This is a genomic window from Archaeoglobus sulfaticallidus PM70-1 (assembly GCF_000385565.1).
Lineage (GTDB): Archaea > Halobacteriota > Archaeoglobi > Archaeoglobales > Archaeoglobaceae > Archaeoglobus_A > Archaeoglobus_A sulfaticallidus.
In genome coordinates, this window is the sequence record NC_021169.1 from 1,822,750 (window position 1) to 1,844,865 (window position 22,116).

22 protein-coding genes and 1 tRNA gene are annotated in these 22,116 nt (G+C 45.8%); 7 read left to right on the forward strand and 16 right to left on the reverse strand.

Features of this window, described 5'->3' with window-relative positions:
• The first annotated feature begins 15 nt into the window (after window positions 1-15).
• Window positions 16-300: a hypothetical protein gene (locus tag ASULF_RS09805; RefSeq protein WP_015591576.1), complete on the forward strand. Its 285-nt coding sequence runs from the start codon at window positions 16-18 to the stop codon at window positions 298-300.
• On the opposite strand, the gene ASULF_RS09810 is transcribed toward ASULF_RS09805, so the two are convergent.
• The 3 genes from ASULF_RS09810 to ASULF_RS11440 form a co-directional block, all read right to left on the reverse strand.
• Window positions 297-1,373: a sn-glycerol-1-phosphate dehydrogenase gene (locus ASULF_RS09810; protein ID WP_015591577.1), complete on the reverse strand. Its 1,077-nt coding sequence runs from the start codon at window positions 1,371-1,373 to the stop codon at window positions 297-299. The genes ASULF_RS09805 and ASULF_RS09810 overlap by 4 nt on opposite strands.
• 25 nt (window positions 1,374-1,398) lie before the next feature.
• Window positions 1,399-2,283: a zinc metalloprotease HtpX gene (gene htpX / locus ASULF_RS09815; protein ID WP_015591578.1), complete on the reverse strand. Its 885-nt coding sequence runs from the start codon at window positions 2,281-2,283 to the stop codon at window positions 1,399-1,401.
• An 89-nt stretch (window positions 2,284-2,372) separates the two neighbouring features.
• Window positions 2,373-2,783 carry a thioredoxin family protein gene (locus ASULF_RS11440; protein WP_015591579.1) on the reverse strand — a complete coding sequence of 137 codons (411 nt, stop codon included), beginning with the start codon at window positions 2,781-2,783 and terminating at the stop codon, window positions 2,373-2,375.
• Between the two features lie 154 nt (window positions 2,784-2,937).
• Here ASULF_RS11440 and ASULF_RS09825 point away from each other — a divergent pair, with 154 nt between their 5' ends.
• From ASULF_RS09825 to ASULF_RS09840, 5 genes are all read left to right on the forward strand, one after another.
• The gene (locus ASULF_RS09825; RefSeq protein ID WP_015591580.1) at window positions 2,938-3,570 is read left to right on the forward strand and encodes a CopD family protein; all 633 of its coding nucleotides are present in this window, start codon (window positions 2,938-2,940) and stop codon (window positions 3,568-3,570) included.
• Between the two features lie 31 nt (window positions 3,571-3,601).
• The gene (locus tag ASULF_RS09830; protein ID WP_015591581.1) at window positions 3,602-3,940 is read left to right on the forward strand and encodes a cupin domain-containing protein; all 339 of its coding nucleotides are present in this window, start codon (window positions 3,602-3,604) and stop codon (window positions 3,938-3,940) included.
• Between the two features lie 17 nt (window positions 3,941-3,957).
• Entirely contained in the window at window positions 3,958-4,122 is a 165-nt protein-coding gene (locus ASULF_RS12450; protein ID WP_169336406.1) for a hypothetical protein, read from the forward strand.
• Between the two features lie 361 nt (window positions 4,123-4,483).
• Complete coding sequence (locus tag ASULF_RS09835) at window positions 4,484-5,875, forward strand: amidase (RefSeq protein WP_015591582.1); 1,392 nt, start codon at window positions 4,484-4,486, stop codon at window positions 5,873-5,875.
• A 161-nt stretch (window positions 5,876-6,036) separates the two neighbouring features.
• Window positions 6,037-6,579, forward strand: coding sequence for a MaoC family dehydratase (locus ASULF_RS09840; RefSeq protein WP_015591583.1), 543 nt, complete (start codon window positions 6,037-6,039; stop codon window positions 6,577-6,579).
• Window positions 6,580-7,151: 572 nt separating this feature from the next.
• Here ASULF_RS09840 and ASULF_RS09845 read toward each other — a convergent pair.
• The 13 genes from ASULF_RS09845 to ASULF_RS09905 form a co-directional block, all read right to left on the reverse strand.
• A tRNA-Ser gene (locus ASULF_RS09845) sits at window positions 7,152-7,262 on the reverse strand.
• Window positions 7,263-7,370: 108 nt separating this feature from the next.
• Complete coding sequence (gene acsC, locus ASULF_RS09850) at window positions 7,371-8,780, reverse strand: acetyl-CoA decarbonylase/synthase complex subunit gamma (RefSeq protein WP_015591584.1); 1,410 nt, start codon at window positions 8,778-8,780, stop codon at window positions 7,371-7,373.
• Window positions 8,781-8,782: 2 nt separating this feature from the next.
• Window positions 8,783-10,153 (reverse strand): CO dehydrogenase/acetyl-CoA synthase subunit delta, encoded by a 1,371-nt coding sequence (gene cdhD / locus ASULF_RS09855; protein ID WP_015591585.1) that lies wholly within the window; start codon window positions 10,151-10,153, stop codon window positions 8,783-8,785.
• The gene (locus tag ASULF_RS09860; RefSeq protein ID WP_015591586.1) at window positions 10,146-10,907 is read right to left on the reverse strand and encodes an ATP-binding protein; all 762 of its coding nucleotides are present in this window, start codon (window positions 10,905-10,907) and stop codon (window positions 10,146-10,148) included. The genes cdhD and ASULF_RS09860 overlap by 8 nt, the downstream gene beginning before the upstream one ends.
• 2 nt (window positions 10,908-10,909) lie before the next feature.
• The gene (gene cdhC / locus ASULF_RS09865) at window positions 10,910-12,475 is read right to left on the reverse strand and encodes a CO dehydrogenase/CO-methylating acetyl-CoA synthase complex subunit beta (RefSeq protein WP_048098398.1); all 1,566 of its coding nucleotides are present in this window, start codon (window positions 12,473-12,475) and stop codon (window positions 10,910-10,912) included.
• A 33-nt stretch (window positions 12,476-12,508) separates the two neighbouring features.
• On the reverse strand, window positions 12,509-13,039 hold the full coding sequence (gene cdhB / locus ASULF_RS09870) for a CO dehydrogenase/acetyl-CoA synthase complex subunit epsilon (RefSeq protein ID WP_015591588.1): 531 nt from the start codon (window positions 13,037-13,039) through the stop codon (window positions 12,509-12,511).
• Window positions 13,040-13,049: 10 nt separating this feature from the next.
• Entirely contained in the window at window positions 13,050-15,452 is a 2,403-nt protein-coding gene (gene cdhA, locus ASULF_RS09875; RefSeq protein ID WP_015591589.1) for a CO dehydrogenase/acetyl-CoA synthase complex subunit alpha, read from the reverse strand.
• A 251-nt stretch (window positions 15,453-15,703) separates the two neighbouring features.
• The gene (locus ASULF_RS09880; protein ID WP_015591590.1) at window positions 15,704-16,540 is read right to left on the reverse strand and encodes a D-aminoacyl-tRNA deacylase; all 837 of its coding nucleotides are present in this window, start codon (window positions 16,538-16,540) and stop codon (window positions 15,704-15,706) included.
• A gap of 19 nt (window positions 16,541-16,559) precedes the next feature.
• On the reverse strand, window positions 16,560-17,432 hold the full coding sequence (gene map, locus ASULF_RS09885) for a type II methionyl aminopeptidase (RefSeq protein ID WP_015591591.1): 873 nt from the start codon (window positions 17,430-17,432) through the stop codon (window positions 16,560-16,562).
• Window positions 17,433-17,491: 59 nt separating this feature from the next.
• Window positions 17,492-18,895: an acetyl-CoA hydrolase/transferase family protein gene (locus ASULF_RS09890; RefSeq protein ID WP_015591592.1), complete on the reverse strand. Its 1,404-nt coding sequence runs from the start codon at window positions 18,893-18,895 to the stop codon at window positions 17,492-17,494.
• Window positions 18,896-19,073: 178 nt separating this feature from the next.
• The gene (locus tag ASULF_RS09895; RefSeq protein ID WP_015591593.1) at window positions 19,074-20,507 is read right to left on the reverse strand and encodes an RtcB family protein; all 1,434 of its coding nucleotides are present in this window, start codon (window positions 20,505-20,507) and stop codon (window positions 19,074-19,076) included.
• Between the two features lie 282 nt (window positions 20,508-20,789).
• Entirely contained in the window at window positions 20,790-21,263 is a 474-nt protein-coding gene (locus tag ASULF_RS09900) for a hypothetical protein (protein ID WP_144060541.1), read from the reverse strand.
• Between the two features lie 194 nt (window positions 21,264-21,457).
• Window positions 21,458-21,826: a DNA polymerase ligase N-terminal domain-containing protein gene (locus ASULF_RS09905; protein ID WP_015591595.1), complete on the reverse strand. Its 369-nt coding sequence runs from the start codon at window positions 21,824-21,826 to the stop codon at window positions 21,458-21,460.
• Window positions 21,827-21,897: 71 nt separating this feature from the next.
• On the opposite strand from ASULF_RS09905, the gene ASULF_RS09910 reads away from it, so the two are divergent.
• Window positions 21,898-22,080: a hypothetical protein gene (locus ASULF_RS09910; protein ID WP_015591596.1), complete on the forward strand. Its 183-nt coding sequence runs from the start codon at window positions 21,898-21,900 to the stop codon at window positions 22,078-22,080.
• Window positions 22,081-22,116: the final 36 nt, after the last annotated feature.

The following is a 22,116-nucleotide window of genomic DNA, read 5'->3' on the forward strand; positions in this document are numbered from 1 at the left end:
CGGAGATGTTAGGTTATGAAGTTCAGGATAGTCAAAATCGAGCTTAAAGATGACGATTTCGTGAGAGTCTGGATGAAAAAGGAGGTTAAATCCGCAACCGTTATGCCAGAAAACATCCTCTCCGATCCGATGAAGATCATAGAGCTAGGAAAGCAGGTCAGCACAGCATATCTGAAAGCGATGGAAGAAGTTATGGAGTACGATGCCATAATAACGATAGACTACACAGAATACAACGAAATGGATCTGAAGGTTGGGGATGTGGTGGAGATAGAAATAAAACATTCAGAGAAGAGCTAAACTATTCCAGTTTTTGTGAGGACTACCTCAAAATCCTCCTTGTCTGGATTCACATCTTCAAGTATCGAATACCTCTTCCTCCTAATTTTTTTGGCTAGCATGAGAGCTTCAAGAATCTGCTCCTTTGTTAAGCCAACCTCCTTTGCCGTGGTTGGTGCCTGTATCCGCTCGAGAGAGAAGCGGATTCTCTCCCAGTCTCCATTTCCGTAGTGCTTTTCATGCAGGTATTCCATTATGATCGAGCCCAGAGCAACCTTCTCTCCATGGGTTGCGTTGCTGTAGCCCAGATAGTCGAGAGCGTGGCTGAACCTGTGTTCTGAACCGCTTGCCGGTCTGCTGCTTCCAGCAATCGAGATCGCTACCCCGCTCAGAATTAGACCCCTAACGAGCATCTCTAAGTGAGCTAAATTCCTGAAGTCGAGCTTTTCAGCGGAATCGAGCATCAGCTTTGCCGGAAGAGCAGCCATGCTTGCGGAAATCTCGTTGTAATCTTCTCCAGTAACCTCTTTTGAGAGATGCCAGTCCTTAACGGCAACCGTGTTTGAGATCAGATCGCCATACCCGCTTTTCAACAACCTTATTGGACTGTGCTTTAAAATGATGAGGTCAGCTATAACCGCTGTTGGTGGTTTTGCAGTTACAGAAACTGGCTTCCCATCTTCCTTGAAGCTCGCAATCGGTGATGCTATGCCATCATGGGATGCAACCGTCGGAACGCTTATAAACGGAACATTCAACTCAGATGAGAACACCTTCGCTACATCCAGAACCTTTCCACCACCAATACCCATAACGCAGTCGATGTCGTGATACACCAGATCGACCGTGAGCTTTTTAACCTCATCCATTCCGCCCTCTTTCACAAAGTGCGTGCCCGTTATGAACTCGTTTATCCTTTCAGCAATCTTTCTTCCAGCAACTTCGTAGGATGTCCTTCCAGCTATGATGTAAACGCTTGAGAGGTTTAACTCATCGATGATATCCCATATGTACTTTCTTGGCCCCTCGCCAAGCTCAACGAACAGAGGGAGATCAACAGAATTGAGGAATTCTCTTTTGATCTTTCTTTTCATCAAAACACCTCAAAAGTAGAAAAAATCAGTAGAGGCCAAGCTCTCTTGAGATCTTCTCGAGCCTCTCTATTCTCTTCTCTACGGGTGGATGTGTGGAGAAGAGCGAAAGGATTGACTCAGAAGACAGAGCAGGGATTATATAAAATGCATTCAGACCCTCAACTTCCTTCTTGTATTCATCCCTGACAAGCTCCATTTTGCCTGAGATCTTTTTCAGTGCAGAAATCAGAGCTCTTGGGTTTCTCGTAAAGTATGCACTGCCGAGATCGGCAGAGTACTCTCTGTATCTGCTCAGCGCTCTAATTAGCAGGAAGCTGATGAACCACACCAAGACCGAGACTCCAAATATTATCGCGTTCGCACTTCCATTCTCCCTCCTGCCACCAAACATCCCCGCAAACATTGCCCACCTCATCACGAACCATGCAACCGTTGAGAGGAAGCTCGCTATCGTCATGACTGCAACATCCCTGTTCTTTATGTGGCTCAGCTCATGTCCAATAACAGCCTTGATCTCTTCATAATTCAGGGTTCTCAGCAGTCCAGTTGTAACGGCAACCACCGCATTTTTGGGATTTCTTCCCGTAGCAAATGCGTTTGGAACAGGTGTGTCAACTATCGCAACCTTAGGCATTGGCAGGTTTGCATTCATCGAAAGCTCCCTGACCATTGAGTAAAGCTCGGGAGCTTCATGTTCGGATACGATTCTCGCACCACTTGAATAGAGGACAAGTTTATCGGAGAAGTAGTACTGGGCAAATAGGAATACTCCTGCAAAGAGTATCAGTCCTGTGTATCCCACGCCATATATGTAGAGCACTGTCAGGAAAGCTAGGTATATTATCGCGAGCAGGAACATTGTGAGGAACATTCTCATCGTGAGTCCAGGGTCTCTTATCCATCCTTTCATGTTTCAAATTTTGGTATTTCCGATATTTAAACCCTACCTGATAGCACAATAATATAGATTATTGAAATAAAAAATAAGAATCTGAAACTTTAACCATATTGTGAGATAAATTTCAGAAAAGTCTCTTTATCCATATATCCAACCCTCAGATCGATTGCATTCCCGTTACTGTCGAGAATCAGAAAAGAAGGTGTTCCTATTCTCTGCTGGTCTTTAAAGAAATGCGAATACCTCATCAACTCATCTGTTTTCACGGGTATAAACCTGTTCTCGATCTCCTTTGCAACCTCTTCATCGTTAAGGACTTTTTCTGCAAGCTTGCAGTAAGGGCATGTTTCTGAGTAGAAGTATATGAATACATACTTGTTATTTTTCTTGGAGAGTTCCAAAGCTTCATCATAGCTCTTCCATCTGATCTTATCCTCGCTGTTTGATGTGAGCATTACTACAACTATACCGATAACAACTATTGCGAGAGCAACAATCTTTGCCTTGTCCATTGAGATTAGTTCAGCGTTAATTACTTAATCTTTTCCGAATTTTGCTGAATGGCTCAATAGCTTATAGATTCATATCAAAATCCTTTCAAAAATCACTTTAGCACCGAAAAACTTCGGGAGAAGGAATTTACCGAATTGTAACCAATCTAATGATATGGCAAATCCAATTGTTTATGGTCTGGTGAAAGGAACTCACGATCTCGCTACAGCGATCTGGATCGGTGGTCTGATACAGCTATCCTTCGTTGTATTTCCAGCGTTTAAGGCAAAAATGGGTCAAGGCAATGAGCTGAAACCTCTGCTAATGGATGTACAAAAAAGGCTTTCAATGCTTGTTATGGTGAGTATACCGATCCTGATTGTAACAGGAATTCTAGAAGCTTGGCATTCTCAGTCTTTTGAGGGGTTCTTCAGCTTTGAGAACACATATTCTTCTCTCCTGTCGATAAAGCACATTCTGGTAATATTGATGATTGGAATCGTCATAGTCAGAAGACTGATCATGAGAAGTCTGAACAGAGAGATTATGCAGATGCAGAAAATGCAGAAAAAGAAAATGATGCAGGCTGAAAGAGCTGAAAGGGGGACTAAAGAGGGTATAAAAGGGGTTGGAGAAAATAAACCTCCAAAAGCTGCACAAGGCATACAAGGTCAGATGCCTCATGCTCAGATCTCTCAGAGCATCAAATCAAAGGAGAAGGCCTCAATGATGCTTGTATTCGTGAATGCTATAATCGGGATCTCAGTGGTTATCTTGAGCGGGTTCTGTGCCGCGATGGGTGGATAACTGGTGATGATAGGCAAATAGGTGACCGAAAATGAAAATAATTAAGATTAAAGAGATTGAGGCAAAGGAGAACCCACACAATGTCGAAGCTAAACTTGTCTATGACGATGAAAAGGCACAGATTATTCATCTAACCCTAAAACCGGGAGAGAGACTTAAGAGACATGTCACTCCAGTGGATGTTGTTTTCTATGTGCTTGAAGGTAGCGGAATAGTGGAGATTGGCGATGAAAAAAGGCTGGTTGAGAAGGATGTTGCCATAGAAAGCCCAGCAAAGATACCACATTGCTGGTATAACGAAAGTAATGGGGTTTTGAGAGTTCTGGTGATTAAGTTGCCGAGACCTAATGAGCCAACAAAGATTCTGTAATTATTATCGAAAGCAAAGTGAAAAGCGGGAAATACAAGAGCAGGAGCGAGGTTGTAAGAGAAGCGATCAAAATCTTAGCAGTTTCGATGTATAGCTCAATTGCAACCTTAATTTCTTTTAAAGACTCTTCCGCCATAAACGTACTGACAGTGAATCTGACGACTCAACCGACCTCTTCTTGAACTCAGGCAAACCAGTCTGGAGCAATGACCACGATACCGCTATCTCTACAATTCAAATGGAGAACTTGTAGATAGATATTCGTGGTGAAATCTAACGCCATCCAATGTGGTGTGCAGGGAGGTTATGATGTCTCTGTACACCCTCGAATTTAGTATCCTAAAACAGTCATCACAACCCCCTAGAGTTTCCGAGAATCAAAAGCCCTTTAGGAGCTTCCCAAGCATGATTCAGAAAGCGAAGCTTATAAGTGAATAGATTGCAAATCTCTGAGTGGTTTGAGTTGTTTACAAATTATCTGGACAATTACATGGATAAATGATTATCATAATCTTTAAATATTATGATATTTCCTCTGATTTTATGCAACTCTGGTGGTTGAGCGCTGTAGAACTCCTTGAGAGAATTAAGAGTGAGGAATTAAAGCCTGTCGAGGTTGTCGAAGCTTTTCTGGAGAGGATAAAAGAACTGAACCAGGATATAAATGCATTTGTCACTATTAACGAGAATGCAGTCAGGGAAGCAAAAGAGCTTGAGAAGGCGAGTAAAGATGACAAGCCACTATATGGGCTGCCCGTTGCCGTTAAAGACAATGTGGACACAAAAGGAATCAGGACAACTTACGGCTCGAAGCTTTACGAGAATTATGTGCCAGAAGGGGATGCAGTGATCGTGGAAAGGCTGAAAAGGGCTGGAGCAATAGTAATCGGGAAAACAAACATACCGGAATTGGCTCTTCTACCGATAACAGACAACACACTTTTTGGAGAGACAAAGAACCCGTGGGATATGAGCAGAACTCCTGGAGGTTCCAGTGGCGGTAGTGCTGCTGCTGTGGCAACAGGTATGATTCCTGTTGCAACCGGAAATGATGGAGGAGGTAGCATAAGGATTCCTTCAGCCTTTTGCGGGCTATATGGTCTAAAACCAAGCTTTGGAAGGGTGCCGTGCTATCCATCCCTTCCAATATTCGTGGGTCTGAACTCCGAAGGTGTTCTTACAAGGTGTGTTGAGGATACTGCCCTTCTCATGGACATTATAGCCGGGAGAGATGACAGGGACAAATACTCCCTTCCTGACGAGAATGTGAGCTACAGCAATGTTATTGATGAGGGCATAGAGGGTGTAAGGATTGCTTTCTCCCCCAATTTGGGCTATGCAACTGTAGACCCAGAGGTTGAGGAAATTGTTAGAAATGCTGCCTTCAAGCTTGAAAAAGCCGGAGCAGAGGTGGAGGAGGTTGAAGTCAGTGTTCCACGCCTTGAATCAGAGCTGGTAACAAAGATCGTGCTGGAGGTTGCCACGTTCATGGGGGATAAGTTTGAAGAATGGAAGCAAATCGCCTATCCGCTTCTTCTCCCGTTCATGGAACTCGTGGGCTCGTTAACCTACAGAGAGTACGTAGGTGTGGAAGCAAGGAAGGAAGAGTTGTGGAAGGGTCTGAGGCAGATATTCAGCAACTACGACTTCCTGATAACCCCAACCACTGCCGTTCCACCTTTCCAGCTCGGGAATGTTGGCGTGTCTGAGATTGCTGGTGAAGCGGTTACACCACTCGGATGGATGGCCTTCACGTACCCCTTCAACTTCACCGGTCAGCCTGCCGCATCTATGCCTGCAGGTTTTACAAAGGATGGATTGCCAGTAGGAATGCAGGTTGTTGGCAGAAGGTTCGACGATGCTGGTGTGCTTAGAGTTTCCAAGGCGTTTCAGGATGTGAGTCCTTGGCAAGATAAAAAGCCAGATGTTAAATAATACTTTAAATTTTTTAAATTACTTCGGAAGTTCATTCATCCTGTTTAGAGCTGGCTGGGGAGTTCTATAGCGTTCTACAACTATTGGAGGTAGTTATCCTGACAGCATCGTATTACCGTAAACAATACTAATTTTAAACCAAAAAAATTGTTAGAAGAGACATGAAAAATGACCATATCTCCAAAAAATTACCAGATGTACTATCGCAAATAGATCCAGAAAAGCACGAAAAATTAATCCTTGAAATCATCAAAAATCTATACTCAAAAATAGCAGAGTTCAAAATTGGCCAGAAAACAGAGAAAACGCTTTCACCAGGGCTTGAAGTTACATTTGAGAAAAGGCTTACCTATGCCGATGTCTTCCTTTTCTCCCTTATCAGCGGCGACTGGAATGTCATACATCACAGCGAAGAGATTGCTAAAAGGACTAAGTTTGGAGGAAGAGTTGTGCACGGCCTGCTTACAACCAGCCTCGCATCAGCTCTGATGGAGATGCTTCCGGGGATAGTTGTTCTTTTGAGTGTGGAGTTTCAGTACATCAGGCCTGTGTATGTGGGAGATACTGTAAGGGGAAAAGCGGTGGTTGTTGATAGACTTCCCGGGAACAGGCTCAGGGTGGAGGTGAAGTTCATTAATGAGAGAAATGAGGTTGTTGTGAAGGGGAACTGCATGGTTCTGGTGTGGGATTCCGTTAACCTATGATATCAAATCTTTACTCCTCAGCCTTTCCTGCAAACCCATCAGCCCCTTTGGGAAAGAAAATTATCACTGCTATCAGAATCAGACCGTAAACTCGATATCCATTGTTATCGTGGCTCTCAGCTGCTACTCCATAACCCGAGGGTTGATATTAGAAGGTAGCATAGACGAAATTTTATTAATGGTTTCTTGTAAATCGGTGTATGTCCCAAAAAAGCTCAGTGTCCCACTTTTGCGTTGGGTTCAAAACTGTGACCTCGATTGACCTTCTTCAGTCTTCTTTTCCACCTATATGGCTTCCTTTCTGCCTCACGAGTCTGAAACTAACTCTGTGCAGGGCTTGATCATATCCTCTCCAGATACTGCAGGTAACTTCATACCAGCACCAGTAATAAGACCAGTAGACCAGTAAAAAGAGGATTGAATGTAAAATATAGAGTAGACATACATGCTATACCACTATGATGAAGAAGTGAACAACCGCACTACTCGAAACCCTTACATAATTCAAATTCCAGATATGTTGGATTCTATAGACATATCAGGCAATAAGAGCGTTAAACCAAAAGGAAGCACGCCGGGGCTGGGACTTGAACCCAGGTGCCCTTTCGGGCAGTGGATCTCCCTTCCGTGGTATCTTCAACCACGGACTCGAGTCCACCGCAGTGCCTCTCTGCCACCCCGGCTTGCAAGATAACCATTACAATACTGTCTACATACAGTCTGCACTGCCGACCAATAAAATTTTCCGTAGGTTCAAAACATTCAACACATTAAATAAAAACAGGAAAAAATTATTTAGGTGGCCAGTTCGTTTCGAGCCAACCCTTTATCCTACCGGAGTCCATTGGTCCTACCTTAACAGTCCAGCCCGTCTCGTCCTCGATTGCACCCTGCAGCCTTGCTGCAAGTCCTGGAATGACGAGATATTTGTGATTAACTTTCTCGGCTATCTTTGTTTCCTCCATAAGCTCTTTAACCTTGCCTGCTGTAAACTGACCTCCAGCAACACTGACCTCCACTCCAAGACCCTCGGTGTTCAGAACGAGCAGGTAGCAGCTTATGCCCGCACTGGTCAGATCGCTCTCAACAGTGTAGTAGGTTAATGCGAAGTTCGTGGTTATGAACACAGGAGAGTCTGGGGTTGGGTTGTTGATCTCCCTCAGTCCCGGATCCACCTGAACGGGTGTTCTCGGGTCTGTGTAGATGTTGAACCTGAGTGTGACTGTTGGTATAACCGAGTATGGCTCGAGGCTCCTGAAGATCATGATGTCTGCATACTTGACTATGAACATGCTGCCAAGCACAGTCTCCCAGTATGCCTTCTCGACCTCATCACCCTCTATGAGCCAAGCAGAGATTGGTGTGACCATTATCGGAAATGCTATGTCCTTGTCCTCTCCGAGTATCGCAGTCCTCCTGAGGTTGACAACTCTCTCGAATGTCCCCTTCAGCCCCTCTCCCAGTGGTTCCGTAACGGGATCCAGAACTATATCCTTCACCCCTGCCTCCTTGAACGTTACTGCAAGGCTCTTAAGCGTGTCAAGATCCTTTGCCCTTATCGCAACAGGAACATTGAACTCTAGGGCAAGCTTCAGAAATTCCTTCCAGTTGGACTCCGTTGCGGCATAGATTAGCGGTCTTTTGTCTGCAACCGATTCAAGTGCTGCCCTCATGCAGTCTGGGTTTAATGCCACAAGCACCATTGGCTTTCCATAGCTAGCAACTTTCTCAACAACGCTCTTATAGGTGTCAGGATTGTTGGATGTGCACCTTACCGCAATTCCATCCAGTGTCAGAAACTTACCGACATAAAACTTCCTGAACTCCACGACCTTTCTGCATTTCTCCTCCAAATCTTTCTCGCTCATCGTGTCCCAGACATCATAGAAGAACGCTGTCGGGTTGAAGTATGTCATCTCGTGCCTGTGAATGACATCCTCCCCACCAATCTTAACCGCTGAATCCCCTACACCAATCACAACCTCTGCTATCTCCGGAGAGGTTAGTGCCTGGAGCTGTTCAAGCTTCTTCTTAATCTTCGCATCCTTCTCGGCATCTCTTATCAGCGGAGGGCAGTTTTCAGGCTTAACGCTTCTGTCGATGATGTGTGCTGCGAAGCTCATGCATGTGTCGAATCCACACTCACCACAGTTGGTCTGGGGGAGGAACTTGTAAACCTCAAGAGGGCTTCTTACTTTCATCTTCATCCCTCCATAACTATCCAGTCACCGGGATCCGCAACAGAGCCCGAGATCTTCCCGCCGAGTGTGTACATGACTTCCTTGAGCACCGCAACCGCTCCAGGATGCATCATCATGAACAGATCGACTCCAGCGAGGGAGAGCGTCAAACCTGTGACGATCTCCCAGATTGGCCCTCTGAGCTCTCTCGGACCCCAGTCGCTGTCCTCCTCTATCGGTGAATCCTTCATCCATGCCTCTCTCGCACCCCACGCATTTGTCGTACCGCTTGAAATCGGGAATGCCAGGTCGCTATCGCCCTTCAAACCACTTATCCTTATCCTTTCCATGTTCGTGAACGCATAGTCAATACCATATCCGAGTGCCGCAGTGGTTGGATCCATCACTATGTCATTCGGGCTGACACCCGCCCTCTTCAGCAGGTACCTGTTGAGCGTTTTCTGACTGTTTATGTCCATCTGAGTCCAGCTGAGTACAACATGTCCGTGATTCTTTGCTGCATTTGCAATTCTCTCCCAGTCCATGTCGAGTGTCGCTGATGCGAGCATTATCCTCTCGCCCTCAGCAACTTCTGCAGCTTTCTCAAGCACCTCTGGGTCTTTCTCCTTGTTACCACTTCCTCCTACAATTATTGGACACTTAACTGCCTGCAGAACATCTTCCAGCACCTTCACAGCCTCACTTGCCGGAGTGTCCTCCAGCAGCGGATCAGTGCTTATCAGGTGGAGCGTTATCAGATCCGCTCCATACTCCTTGACCGCTTTTCTCGCCCAGTCGGCCGGATCTTCAAGCACATCTTCATAGTGCTCCCTGACAGCTTTCGCAAGCATTGGCTTTCTGTCGAAGATATCTATCGCAATTGCCGGAAGGTTCGGCTGATCCGCATCGAACAAATAGAACGGCAGGCTCTTCTCACCACCAAGCACCACAACTTTATCTCTCGTTCCACCGTCCTTTTTCGTCGCTCCAAGAACTACCTCATTTATCTTGCCTGGATATTCGACCTTGTACGGTTCGAATTTCGCTGATACAAGCTTTTCAGGAATCTTGAACTTCTCCTCGACAACTGCCTCTGGCTGTACAGCCTGCGGCACTTGCGGTACCTGCGGTACCTGTACCTGTGGTGCAAAGGGATTCGGCATGCCGAGGAGGCTTGAGACATTCGTCAGATGGCCCATGGCCAGATTGGCATAGTACAGGAACTTCTGAACCTCCTGAACAACCGTGTAAAGGTATGCCAGAGAAGATTGATCTGCTGCAGCGGTTTCCTCAACCTCTATCTCGAGGTCTCCCTCAATTGTAACTCCCTCGAGAACATCGATATCATACTTCTTGAGAAGCTGGAAAAATTCTTCCAACGACATCTTACCCATTTCCATCACCAACTAACTTTTCTGCTATTTTTTTCACCCTTAATGAATAATCAGAATTATCATCCAGCATAACAACGGGCTTTCCTTCAATATCAAACTTCACGATTTCTTCGCTGTACGGAAGCAATTCTAGCAATTCCAGGCCCTCCTCATCCGCAAATTTTTTGATAACTTCAGCTCCATCTTCATTCATTATTCTATTACCAACGAGATATATCTTCTTGAAGTTCAGCTTCAGATCTGAAGATAACTCCTTTATTCTTTTTGCAGTTGACAGGCCCTTTCTGGACATATCTGTAACGACCAAGATGTAGTCAGCACCAGATATCGTGCCCCTGCTGAAGTGCTCCAGACCAGCTTCCGTGTCTATAACAACGACATCGTAATGCTTCATCAGCTTCCTCAGCACACCCCTGAGCAGACTGTTCGCGAAACAGTAACAGCCCTCTCCTTCGGGTCGGCCCATGACGAGCAGATCATAGTCGTCTGTCTCGGTTATCGCCTCGCTGTAAATCTTGCCTTCCAGCCACTGCTCCTTGTTTAGTGTGCCCATTTCATCTCTGCTTACCTGAAACACCTCTCTGATCTCGCCAAGCGTTTTTCTTGGCGTCACACCAAGTGCATCCGGGAGATTGGAGTCTGGATCAGCATCCACAGCTAGGAGATCATATTTCTTGGATAAAAAATGGATGAGAAGGGCGGAGATTATTGTCTTTCCCGTTCCGCCCTTGCCAGTCACTGCGATTGTGACCAATTTTACTTACCTCCCTTCTTTTCCTCAGGCTTCCTGATCACGATCTTGTCGATATAGATCTTCGCATCCTTAATCACGAGCTTAATTCCGCCTCCAGCAGATGGCTGGGCCGGGATCTGGATTTGTGGCAGTGCTGGAAGCTGGAGTGGCTGACCCGGCTGAGGAGCGAATACCTGTGGCTGTGCTGCTACTGCTGGCTGCTCTGCAACCTCCTCAGCCTCTTCAACCTCTTCCTCAACCTCCTCTTCAGCCTCCTCTACCCATCCCTCGGTTATCTTCTTGCCATCAACTGGTCTCACGACACCCTTAACAACCGGGTGATCCACTTTCTTCAGAAACTCCTTGAGTTCATCGATTGTCTTTGCATCTTCCTCGGTTGCGATCTTGTCCCTTATGTCATCCGGTATGTACTTGGCAACCCTCTCCTTAAGTTCTTTTGGCATCCACACAACTCTGTACCATCCACCATCCGCCTGAATGAACTTTTTGCTTCTGAAGTAGCTTATACCGATACCAAGGAAACCGGCGATCTGCTTTCCTCCACCGGTCTGACCAGCCATTGTTGAGAACGGCAGACCATTTGGTGCAGGCTCGGGATAACCTCTGTGCACCCAGCCAATACCGTCAACTTCTGGCATGTAAAAACCAATAACCTCGAAGCAACCGCAGGATGTGTGTGGATAGTCGAAGAAGCTGTGGAGCTTGACCCTCTCGTATTCTCCACCGCTCTCTTCCTTCGCAAACTCGTTAACACCGCTGTACTCTCCGCCGATTGGATCTATGATGTCACCCTTCGGAATAGCTTTGTTTGGTCCCTCCGGATCGACTCTTGCTGCTGCTCTGCCATCGAACCAGCTTATTGCACCACACAGAGATGGTCTGTCCGGGCTGACAACACAGACATTCGTTGGAGCAAAGCTCTGGCAGAGTGTGCATGAATAGAACTCATCAACATCCTCGTCATGCAAAGCCTCAACTCTTGCATCTCTCTCCTCGAATATTGGCATCGCAACCTCGTTTAGCAGCTTCTCAACGAGCTCAGCATCCGTGATGTACACAGCCTCAATCTTCTCGATGAACGGGAGCTCGTTCTTGAAGAGCATCATAGTTGCCTTTGCGATCTGCACAAAGCTGTTCAGTCCCTTCTTTATCGCACCCTTGCCGATTCTGATCCATATGTCATATCTCTGGTTAAGATGCATGTAGCCCTCAAGGTAGTTCTGGAAGTCGTGGTTTCTCCTCTCTATGACCGGCTCGAGATCGGTTTCAACCTGAGAGCCAGCTACATAATATATCATCGCATACGGGTAAGCCTTCCCCTCTTCCATCTCGTTCAGGTCTGGGCCAACTACAGTTACCTTCATGTCCTCAACTTCCTCTGCTGGAAGAGCCATAACCAGTTCAAAGCCCGGCTGCTCGGTTCCGCCAAGTTCCACATACATCTCTTTCTTCCTTATCCTCTCTCCTTCATACATGGGAGATATGTCAAACGGGAATTCAGCCTCCTCTCCAACACTCTCTATCTTCTTAACACCTTCTGGAATTTCGATTTTCTTTCTTTCCACCAAGATCAACACCCCCGATAAAATGATTAAAATAAATTAAAGCTCATTTAAAATCTCATCAAGCAGTTTCAGGTAATCTTCTTCTTTCTTCCACAGATTTCCAAAGCTCATCGCGGCATTTGGATGGTAGTAGCGATCGATTGCCAGAGCTCTTATATGGGGTGCGAAGTTCTTTATTGCTGCGAGCATCTGGGAGCCGTGGTAGTATATCGTTCCGAGCATTAGTACCAGATCATAGTTGCCGTTGCCGTCGAGACCTTTCCACTCCGGATCGAGTAGGAACTGTGTGAGCTCATGCAGCACAGCATATTTGACATTGTTGCCCTTGTATCCAGCTTCAACGAATCTCGTTATCGCACTGCCAGTAGCAACTATAGTCATGCCCTTCTCAGCGAACCTCAGCACCCTTTCAAACATGGCATCAGTCATATCTGGCCCAACGATCAGCAGTGGTCTCTTTGCCCTCTTTATCATGTTCGCAACTGGCTTTCCTTTCTCAAGGAGGGTGGCCATCTTCGGCCCCGGGATGTTTGCCGCATCAAACGGCTGTTCAAACGCCTTTGCCATTTCCATCACCTCACAGCGTCATGAATCCCTCTTTGAACAGCCTTTCCACGATCGTCGGGTTGAAGCCAGCGTAGTATGGTCTTACTGGACCTTCCACAATCTTCTTCTTGTCCCAGTCGATCTTCCAGCCGTGCTCCTCCTCAAGTATCTTCAGCAACTCCTCCCTCTTCGCCAGTGGCAGATCGCTCTCTGTTCTTACATACAGGTGCCAGTCATCCGGCATCCTGCCGAGATACTTCATGCTCAGATCGATGTAGTGTGTGAGCTTTATTGACCTTCCTCTGTCAGTGTCGTTTGGCCTGAAGCAGAGCTTGGCGATGAGCGGTATCGCCTCCTCAACCGTTTCAGCAGCTACAAGCAGATCCTGTGGTGCGGGCTCTATTCTCACCTGCTTTCCGGTTCTGACATCATAGACCATCCAGTCCTCGTCGTTGTATGGCCTGCCGAGGAATGCCCTTCTGTACTTGCTGCCGTGCGGTCCAACAACCACAGGTATTCCAAGTCTGTTCACACCTGTTGCAATTGATGCTGCCTTCTGGCTGTAAGCACCCCATGCAACTCCGCAAGCCCCAAGCCTGTTGAGGATGTAGTCTGCAATCTCTTCAAAGTTCGCCCTTATGTTCCTCTTGGCAAATATCCTCGCAACCTTTATCGCAGCGCCGTGGATGTGGGCATTGGCAACACAGCTTCCGAGGTTTGCTACACAGCCACCGTCAAAGTCGTCGTTGTATTTCTCATACACTGTCAGACCATCCTCATCCTTGTACAACCCAGCGTCCATCGCCATGCAACCTGTGGTAACCACGATATAGTTCCTTGATGCAAACTCATCCATTATCGTGTAGGCATCCTTCGTTCCATTCGGATAGTTGCTGCATCCAACTATTGCAATAATACCAGGAATCGTACCCAGAACGATTGGAGCACCAACATTCCTGATCTCGGAATCCCTGACTGGGCCTCTACTCCTCCTAACCTTCCCCTTCTCATTGATCAGCCTGTCCCAGGCAGCGTAGTTAAGCACATCTATGATCGGAATGTTCTTCGGACACACCTGCTCACATCTTCCACATGCGATGCAGATGTCCCACTCATGCTCCAGCTTGCTCTTATCTCCATTCTCAGCAGCCTCCATTGCATCTCCAATCCTTATTCCCTGCGGGCAGGCGATTGTACAGTTTCCACACTGTGTGCATGACTTGACATAGTTGGCAAACTCCTCATCAGACAGCACTGGAGAGATCCCATCTCCTCTCATCTTTCTTCTCGCCCTTGCAACCTCTACAGCTACCTCACCCACCTTGAGCGGGTCGAGTATTACAACACCCGGATTTCCATCGAGCAGATACTTGATTATGTCCTTTGGATCTGCCTTTGTCATGTCTGGCAGGGCATGCATCGCCTTCTCATTTGTGCATATTACCGGAATTCCAAGTTTCTTCGTGTGGTAGAGAATATCAGCCCTTATGCACTGCTCATCAATCACGATAACATCTGCAATTCCAGCCCTAATCGCTTTAAGCTGTCTGCCAAGAGAGCCAACGATCTTGGCCTTCTGGTAGTATCTCGTAACATCGTGAGCTGTACAGCAAATACCACCAAGATCCACCTCATCTCCGAGATTGTTCTCGTCGATGTAGTCTGCGATGTCAATGGCTGGAGGTGCATGATGACCTATGACAAGAACAACAGCTTTACTTCTGTCCAAAACACCCATACCAACTTCGATGTATGGCTGGTTGCTCTCACCCTTCGGGAATCCAAATGCACAGATCTGAGCTATATCTGCAATCTCCTTACCAAGGGCATCGATCATACCCAGATGAAGAGCCTTGGACTCATAATCGAGATAGCTTCCTTCCTGTCCGGTGTGGACAGAATCCATAACCTGAACGATTTGCTCTTCAGCATATCTCAAAGCTCTTTCAAGGTCAGCGAGAGTTTTCGGCTTAATTCCGGTTATGAGCTCTGTCAGAGGTGCAACTTCAGCAATTTCAGGGCCAAGATCTACAGGAATCTCATCAAGCTTCTTGCCAAGCATGTGCTCAATATCATGCAGCATGTGTCTTGCATGCCCTGTGTGGCATGCTGTTCCCATCGCACAGGCTATCGTAACAATTCTGCCTGTTTGAGCGGCTAAATCAATTCCACAGGCTCCCCTCTTGTTGCCTGTCAGATCACACTTACCCATCGTACAGAGACAGCACATGTCACAATACGGGGCATAGAAGGGCTTGTACCTTTTGAGCAATAGGAAGTCCCAATCCCTGAGGGTTGCAATCCCCGGCATCGGTGTTGGACCCATTGGAGCCCATTCCTTCTCCTCTTCCTCCTCCACGACTTTTCCTATCTTTATGCTTACATTTTTCAGTTCATCCAGAACAAATATTCCTTCCTTTAATTCAAAAGCCACAATTTCCACCTCCGAGGGTATCTATAAATATTACCTCCTCCGAATTCAAATAACAAACCACTAAACCAACATATCTTGAACCTAATTTTTCAGTCCCCCTCCCTGCGGTTCTACTGATCACTAAACTCAAATTATCTCAAAGCGTTTTGGTTTACTGATTTATAAGTTAATCGATATTGTTCAACCAGTAGCAATTTTTTAATCAAAGTAATACTAAGTAATAAAAATTCAAAAAATTTTCTTATTAGATGCTAATTGAGGCTATACTTCCTCTTAACCTCTTTGGATTTGAGAACTTCCGCCCCGACAGCCTCAGAAACTTCTACGAGCATGCCCTTTATCTTCGATGTCGTGGATTTTTCATCAATAACTATTTTGTCCGTTTCAGTGACCTCAAGAGCCTTGATTATGAACTCCTTGTTCAGGTGATCGAAAGTGTACTTCGCAAAGCTGTGGCCAAATGTGAAAGTCGTATTCAGGATTATCTCGGTCTGTCTTGGAGCATAATGCGTGCCTCCAACACTTATCGCAACATCCCAGCTCTTTCGTTCATCGTTTATTGCTGAGACAATGGACTCAGCAACTATTCTGCCAGCATCCTCGTTTTTCCACTCCTCCTCGCCCGAACCGATTTCGTAGAAGGCGGAAGGAGTTTTTATCTCAGATGGGCCGTGATGTGTAACCTCAAGTGTGAAGCTGAACTCAGGTAACTGATCTATTCTTTCGTTTAAAGCCAGCACATAGTTCTTTATCGTTATCGGGGCTGGCTTAGCCAATGAATAGGGCTTACCACCAAAATCAGCCGTTCCGATATTCCCGGAGACATGAACTGTGAATATCTTCCTGCCATCCGCACTTCTGTGTCTGGAGGCAAAGATTATCTCGTTAAAGTCAATATACTTTTTCAGCTTTTCATCGATGTGGTCTGCGTAGATCAGCCTCTCCCTGATTTCGGCAATTGAAATCCTATCCCCAATATGGAATTCGATGTCATCAATCACTTTTTTGTCAAGATCAAGCATTGAGAGGAGATGATCCTTTATGTTCATCCCGGCTATATCGCTTTTGCTGCATATCACCAAGTACATGCCTTCACCCATCAGGAAATCAGGTTACAATCCTCGCTCCATCTTCTTCGACAATAACCGTATGTTCAGCCTGTGACACCAGTCCTTTTGCGATCTCGGTCAGCACAGGATACCCTCTCAGAACTCCGGCCCTGACAAGCTGTCCTATGACTATATCTGAGGCATTCTCCAGCCACCTTTTTGCGAAGGGCAGTGTCTTGTACTTCTCTATCTCTTTCAGAAGGGCTTTAGCTTTCTTCATCCTTACTGGCCTGATAGCCTTCAGCGAGAATATCTCCGTCTCCCCTCTCTCCCCAACCTTCCCGGCACCATCGGTTGCAAACGGCTCTATCGCTATTACCATTCCCTCTTCGAGCTTAACTCCCCTCTCAGTACCATAGTTCAGGATGGATGGTGGGGCGTGGGCTATATAGGGCAGCAGACCATGGCCCGTGAGGTTCACAACTGGCCTGAAGCCGAACTCCCTTATCTCACTCTCTATCACCCTGCCAATCACAGCAGTATCAACTCCTGCATGGATTTCCTCAATCGCTCTTTTCAGCGCGTTTTCAGAGGCTTTTACAAGGTCATCGTTATCTCCAAGGTCGATTGTTATCGCAGTATCAGCGATTATGCCCTCGATGTGTGCCCCGATATCAAGCTTAACAATGTCACCTTCATTGAATTCCCTCGTATCTCCCTTTTTTGGGGTGAAATGAGCTGCATCACTATTTATCGAAATGTTGCAGGGAAAAGCCGGTTCCCCACCGAGTTCTCTTATCCTGTTCTCCACAAATTCCGCAACTTCAAGGAGCTTAACTCCCGGCTTGACAAGGGGTTTTACTTCCTCTTTAACAGTCTTGAGAATTTTTCCAGCCTCAATGGTTTTTTCATGAATCTCTTCAAGTTCCATAGCCAAGCTAATCTACAAAGTTTTAAAAAAATTTATCTGTTCTCAAACTCTCATGCAGATCAGTCTCTCGCGAAGAGCACATTCTCGGGCTTTCCGGCAGGTGGGTTGTAGTTCGGCGGGAAGATTCCCACCTTCCTTGCCTCCTCAACCAGCCAGTCTCTGTGATCGGGATGTGCAAGCCTTATCAAAGCTAAAGCCCTCTCCTTAACGCTGTAACCTCTCAGATACGCGACACCCCATTCCGTGACAACATACTGTGTCATCGATCTTGGGACTGTAACGGCAGCACCCTTATCCAGCACAGGCAAAATTCTCGAGTCTCCCTTGTAGGTTGAGTACAGCCCGAGAATGCTCTTTCCCTTCCTGTCTCTCGAGAACAGGCATCCCATGACAAAATCGAGCTGTCCTCCAGTGCCACTAACCTGGAAGAGCTTGCATGTTGGAGTCCTCAGCCCCATCTGCTCTGAGTTCACTTGTCCCATCAGATCGATCTGGGCAGCACCGTTTATCGAGAACATCTTGGGCTGCTGGGAAATTATGAAGGGATCGTTCGTGTAATCGACAGGGTATGTTGCCACAGACGGATTCCTGTCTAGGTACTCATACAAATTCTTGGTCCCCATCGTGAATGTGAAGACCGACTTGCCCTTGTCGAGTTTCTTGTTGTTGTTCGTAACTATTCCCTCATTTATCAGTTCAAGGATCCCATCTCCCATCATCTCGGTGTGTATGCCCAAGTCCTTAACTCCGGATTCCTTCATTATCTTGACCACAGAGTCGGGCATGCCTCCTATACCAACCTGAACGGTCATGCCGTCTTCAAGCAATCCGGCCTCGAATATGTTCTCCGCGATCATCTTGTCCTCCTCGTTGGGCGGCATCGTGAATGGCAGGAAGGGTGTCGGGAATTCCTTATCCTCAACGATGTAGTCTGCCTCCGAGATGTGGATTATCTCATCATATCCACCATAAATCCACGGCATATCTTCCTTCACAATGAGTACAACCTTCTTCGCAGATTCTGCAAGGGCTTTTAGGTGTGAACAGGTTAAACCAAAGTTGAAGTAACCATTTTTGTCCATTGGAGTTACAGGAAGGAACACGATATCGATCTTGTCCTTAAACACCTCTCTCGCAATTCTGGGAACATCATGATATAGATTGGGCTTAAAAACGCAAACCCCAAGATTCCTGCTACACTCTCTGACCGGTGCGAGCAAAAAACCGCTCGTCCACTTGAAGATCTCCCTGTCAGGATCAACTCTGAGCATTTCATAGCTCGAAATGTCTATGAATGTTCCAACCTTCACCTCAGTAAACTCATCCTTCCTCTTGGCCAGATACTTATCGATTATCAGTGCAGTATTAACAGCCCCTCCAAGCTCAATCCACATACCATCCTCTACCAAACCGGCAGCTTCCTCTGCAGAAATCAATTTTTTATCATACTCATCTTTGTACAATTGACCACCCCCACGATTTTTTGATCCAAATATAGGTAGAGTATAAGAATTTTCCTGATTTTAATTTTAGATAGTGGAGTAAATGAAAAAAAGGGGGAATAAAATCCGATTAATCGGTATTTAAAAGAATAGATTTAAATATTTCGGTTGATGAATGATTAATAGTTTGTAATATTCACTAACCCTTTGCCACTCCGATGGGCCTCAGTCTGGCAACGAGCAGGGATATTCCGGCGTTGTGAACGACATCCACAACCACATCGCTCAGCTTGTAGGCCTGTGGAGCTTCCTCTGCCAGAATCGCTCCATGAGTTGCTCTAACATAGATTCCTTTTCTGGCAAGCTCATCCTTAACCCTGCTCCCTCTCAGCTTTCTTTTAGCCATTGCCCTGCTCATAACCCTTCCACTCCCATGGCATGTCGAGCCAAAGGTCTCCTTCATCGCCTTCTCAGTTCCGAGCAGGATGTAGCTGGCAGTTCCCATGCTACCGGGTATCAGGACTGGCTGTCCTATCTTAGTGTAGTCTTCTGGCAGTTCCTTGGAGTTTCTGCCAAAGGCTCTGGTTGCTCCCTTTCTGTGGATGCAAAGCTTCATCTTCTCTCCATTCACATAGTGTTCCTCGAACTTCGCTATGTTGTGGGCAACATCGTATATCAGATCCATGCCCAGATCCGAGCCAAATATTTTCTCAAAGGTCTCCCTCGTCCAGTGGGTTATTATCTGCCTGTTAGCCCATGCGTAGTTGGCACTCGCGGCCATCCCAGCAAAGTAATCCTCTCCTTCCCTGCTCTTTATTGGAGCGCAAGCAAGCTGCTTGTCTGGAAGGGAAATATGGTACTTTCTAACTGCTCGATTAAGCACCTCGAGGGAGTCCGTACAAACTTGGTGGCCAAGCCCTCTGCTACCACAGTGGATCATAACCGTGACCATACCCTCTTCAAGCCCCATGACCTTAGCAGCCTCCTCATTGTAGATCTTTTCCACATACTGCACCTCTAGGAAATGGTTGCCACTGCCAAGAGTTCCAAGCTGGGGTTTTCCCCTATTCTTCGCTTTTTTACTGACAACATCTCCCCTGCCGCCTTCGAGACACCCATTCTCCTCGCAGTGCTTGAGATCTTCTTTAGTGCCGAAGCCGTTCCTGACAGCCCATTCTGCCCCCTTAACGAAAATCTCATCGAGTTCATCATCAGTAACTCTCAGCCTGCCCTCGCTTCCAACTCCAGAAGGTACTGCCACGAAAAGCTCATCTATGAGCTCTTTTATCTTTGGTCTAACCTCATCAACAGTCAGATTGCTCCTCAAAACTCTAACACCGCAGTTTATGTCAAATCCAACTCCTCCTGGAGACACCACACCCTCCTCTGCATCAAAACCCGCTACACCTCCGATAGGAAAGCCATAACCAACATGAACATCAGGCATGACAAGTGATGCGTACTGAATGCCCGGCATCGTTGCGACATTCGCAGCCTGCTCAACCGCATCCCTCTCCAGAATATCCATCAGCTCCCTGTTGATGTAGAAATAAGCCGGAACCTTCATTCCCTTCTTGTATGTTTTTGGCAACTCCCATTTGTAATTCGTAATCTTCTTCAGAACATTTTCCACAGAATCACCCCCAATGAGCTTTAGAATCTCAGATTGTTTAAAAAAATGTGGCAACAAGATATATAGTTTTATCCCTAGTTTTACAGCACTCAACATGCAGTAGCCAAAGTATAGAGTGTATCCAAGTTACAGAAAACATGGTTAAGTGAATGTTAAGTGAAAAATCTTAACTCCAAAGAAGCCCAGCTTCTGTGAAAGATGTCGATTCTTTCAATTTTGCAAGCTTTCTGCCTCATGCGTTTTTAATAAAAACAGTTTTGCTTTTGCTCAAAAATTAAAAAATTACTCATTCAACCTCTTGCAGACGATACAGCTTACTATCACATCCCCGCATGAATTGCATTTCACAATAAACGATCCATTAACCTGCTCTACCACAACACTTCCAGGTATAAGTTCTTTTCCGCAGGAATTACATTTGGCGAAAAACTTCTCTCCAATTTTCTTAACGATATCCGGATTCGAATCAAACCATTTTATAGCCTTTTCTAGCCTCATAAAATACTCATCATCACTCTTTCCTTTCTGAAGCATCTCATCATATGCATGCCACCACATCGTCTGCTCGAGGAATTTTAACTTCCTGCTCAGCATATAGATATAGTACGGAGCTTCACCATCTATCTCCAAGTCCCTTGTTAACCTCTCAAAATATGCTGCTATAATGTCATCGATAACCCTTTCACATTCCCCACATATACCGAATTCTATGTATCTCCCATCCACCACCTTACCCCCACATACAACGCAATTCATGTCCATATATTGTAATTCAAAGAATTTAAATTTATTCGATTATGATTAAAAATTTCGAATTAAAATATTCAATTTAAAACTGTATTAATTTTTTGTAATTCTCGCATCACAGAAAAAATTTCAAATTGCTAAAAAATGGCAAAAGCATGTGATTAGTATCCGATCCAAAAATTCTTATTGACAATGTATGCCAATCACTTTAAACTGGTTAGAATTATCAGCCATGAGTTCTCTCCAGCTTTCGGAAATCTGAGCAGTACATAAACCCCATTCAGCTTATTGCCCCTCAGTCTAACCTTTATCTCATTGTCACTCCTTTTTAGCAGATCATATTCCCCCCTATCCCATATCCTGACTGTTCCAGCCCCATATCCATCTGGAATCTCTCCTTCAAAATCCATGTAATCTACATCATGATCCTCTACCTGAATCGCAAGCCTCCTCTCTCCTCTTTTCAGGGGCATTCCTTTAGGAACCGCCCAGCTTTTTGCCACACCATTCATTTCAAGTCTGAAATCGTAGTGGTGCTTTTTTGCGAAATGCTCCTGAACAACGAAATTCATCAGAATTTTTTGAGAGATAGCAGCGATAAACCTTTCGAAAGGTTTAAATCAAAAGCCTGGCAAGAGCTATCATGAAAAAATTTCTGGTCTGCCCAGTATGTAACTCAAAAGATGTCGAACCAGATACTGGAGGATATACTGGAAAATACCACTGCAAGAACTGTGGGTATATTGGGAGCTTCATTCTGAAGATGGATGAAGGAGAATACAACGAACTGATGGAAAGAGAGAGGAAAGAGAAGAGCGATTTATAATTAATTAACATTATTGAGAAACTTCTCAAAAATTAT

What these genes read in the sequence shown, in the direction of transcription:
- ASULF_RS09805 (WP_015591576.1), top strand. Translation starts at nt 16, where the DNA reads ATGAAGTTCAGGATAGTCAAAATCGAGCTTAAAGATGACGATTTCGTG.
- ASULF_RS09810 (WP_015591577.1), bottom strand. Translation starts at nt 1,373, where the DNA reads ATGAAAAGAAAGATCAAAAGAGAATTCCTCAATTCTGTTGATCTCCCT.
- htpX (WP_015591578.1), bottom strand. Translation starts at nt 2,283, where the DNA reads ATGAAAGGATGGATAAGAGACCCTGGACTCACGATGAGAATGTTCCTC.
- ASULF_RS11440 (WP_015591579.1), bottom strand. Translation starts at nt 2,783, where the DNA reads ATGGACAAGGCAAAGATTGTTGCTCTCGCAATAGTTGTTATCGGTATA.
- ASULF_RS09825 (WP_015591580.1), top strand. Translation starts at nt 2,938, where the DNA reads ATGGCAAATCCAATTGTTTATGGTCTGGTGAAAGGAACTCACGATCTC.
- ASULF_RS09830 (WP_015591581.1), top strand. Translation starts at nt 3,602, where the DNA reads ATGAAAATAATTAAGATTAAAGAGATTGAGGCAAAGGAGAACCCACAC.
- ASULF_RS09835 (WP_015591582.1), top strand. Translation starts at nt 4,484, where the DNA reads ATGCAACTCTGGTGGTTGAGCGCTGTAGAACTCCTTGAGAGAATTAAG.
- ASULF_RS09840 (WP_015591583.1), top strand. Translation starts at nt 6,037, where the DNA reads ATGAAAAATGACCATATCTCCAAAAAATTACCAGATGTACTATCGCAA.
- acsC (WP_015591584.1), bottom strand. Translation starts at nt 8,780, where the DNA reads ATGAAAGTAAGAAGCCCTCTTGAGGTTTACAAGTTCCTCCCCCAGACC.
- cdhD (WP_015591585.1), bottom strand. Translation starts at nt 10,153, where the DNA reads ATGGGTAAGATGTCGTTGGAAGAATTTTTCCAGCTTCTCAAGAAGTAT.
- cdhB (WP_015591588.1), bottom strand. Translation starts at nt 13,039, where the DNA reads ATGGCAAAGGCGTTTGAACAGCCGTTTGATGCGGCAAACATCCCGGGG.
- ASULF_RS09880 (WP_015591590.1), bottom strand. Translation starts at nt 16,540, where the DNA reads ATGTACTTGGTGATATGCAGCAAAAGCGATATAGCCGGGATGAACATA.
- map (WP_015591591.1), bottom strand. Translation starts at nt 17,432, where the DNA reads ATGGAACTTGAAGAGATTCATGAAAAAACCATTGAGGCTGGAAAAATT.
- ASULF_RS09900 (WP_144060541.1), bottom strand. Translation starts at nt 21,263, where the DNA reads ATGAATTGCGTTGTATGTGGGGGTAAGGTGGTGGATGGGAGATACATA.
- ASULF_RS09905 (WP_015591595.1), bottom strand. Translation starts at nt 21,826, where the DNA reads ATGAATTTCGTTGTTCAGGAGCATTTCGCAAAAAAGCACCACTACGAT.
- ASULF_RS09910 (WP_015591596.1), top strand. Translation starts at nt 21,898, where the DNA reads ATGAAAAAATTTCTGGTCTGCCCAGTATGTAACTCAAAAGATGTCGAA.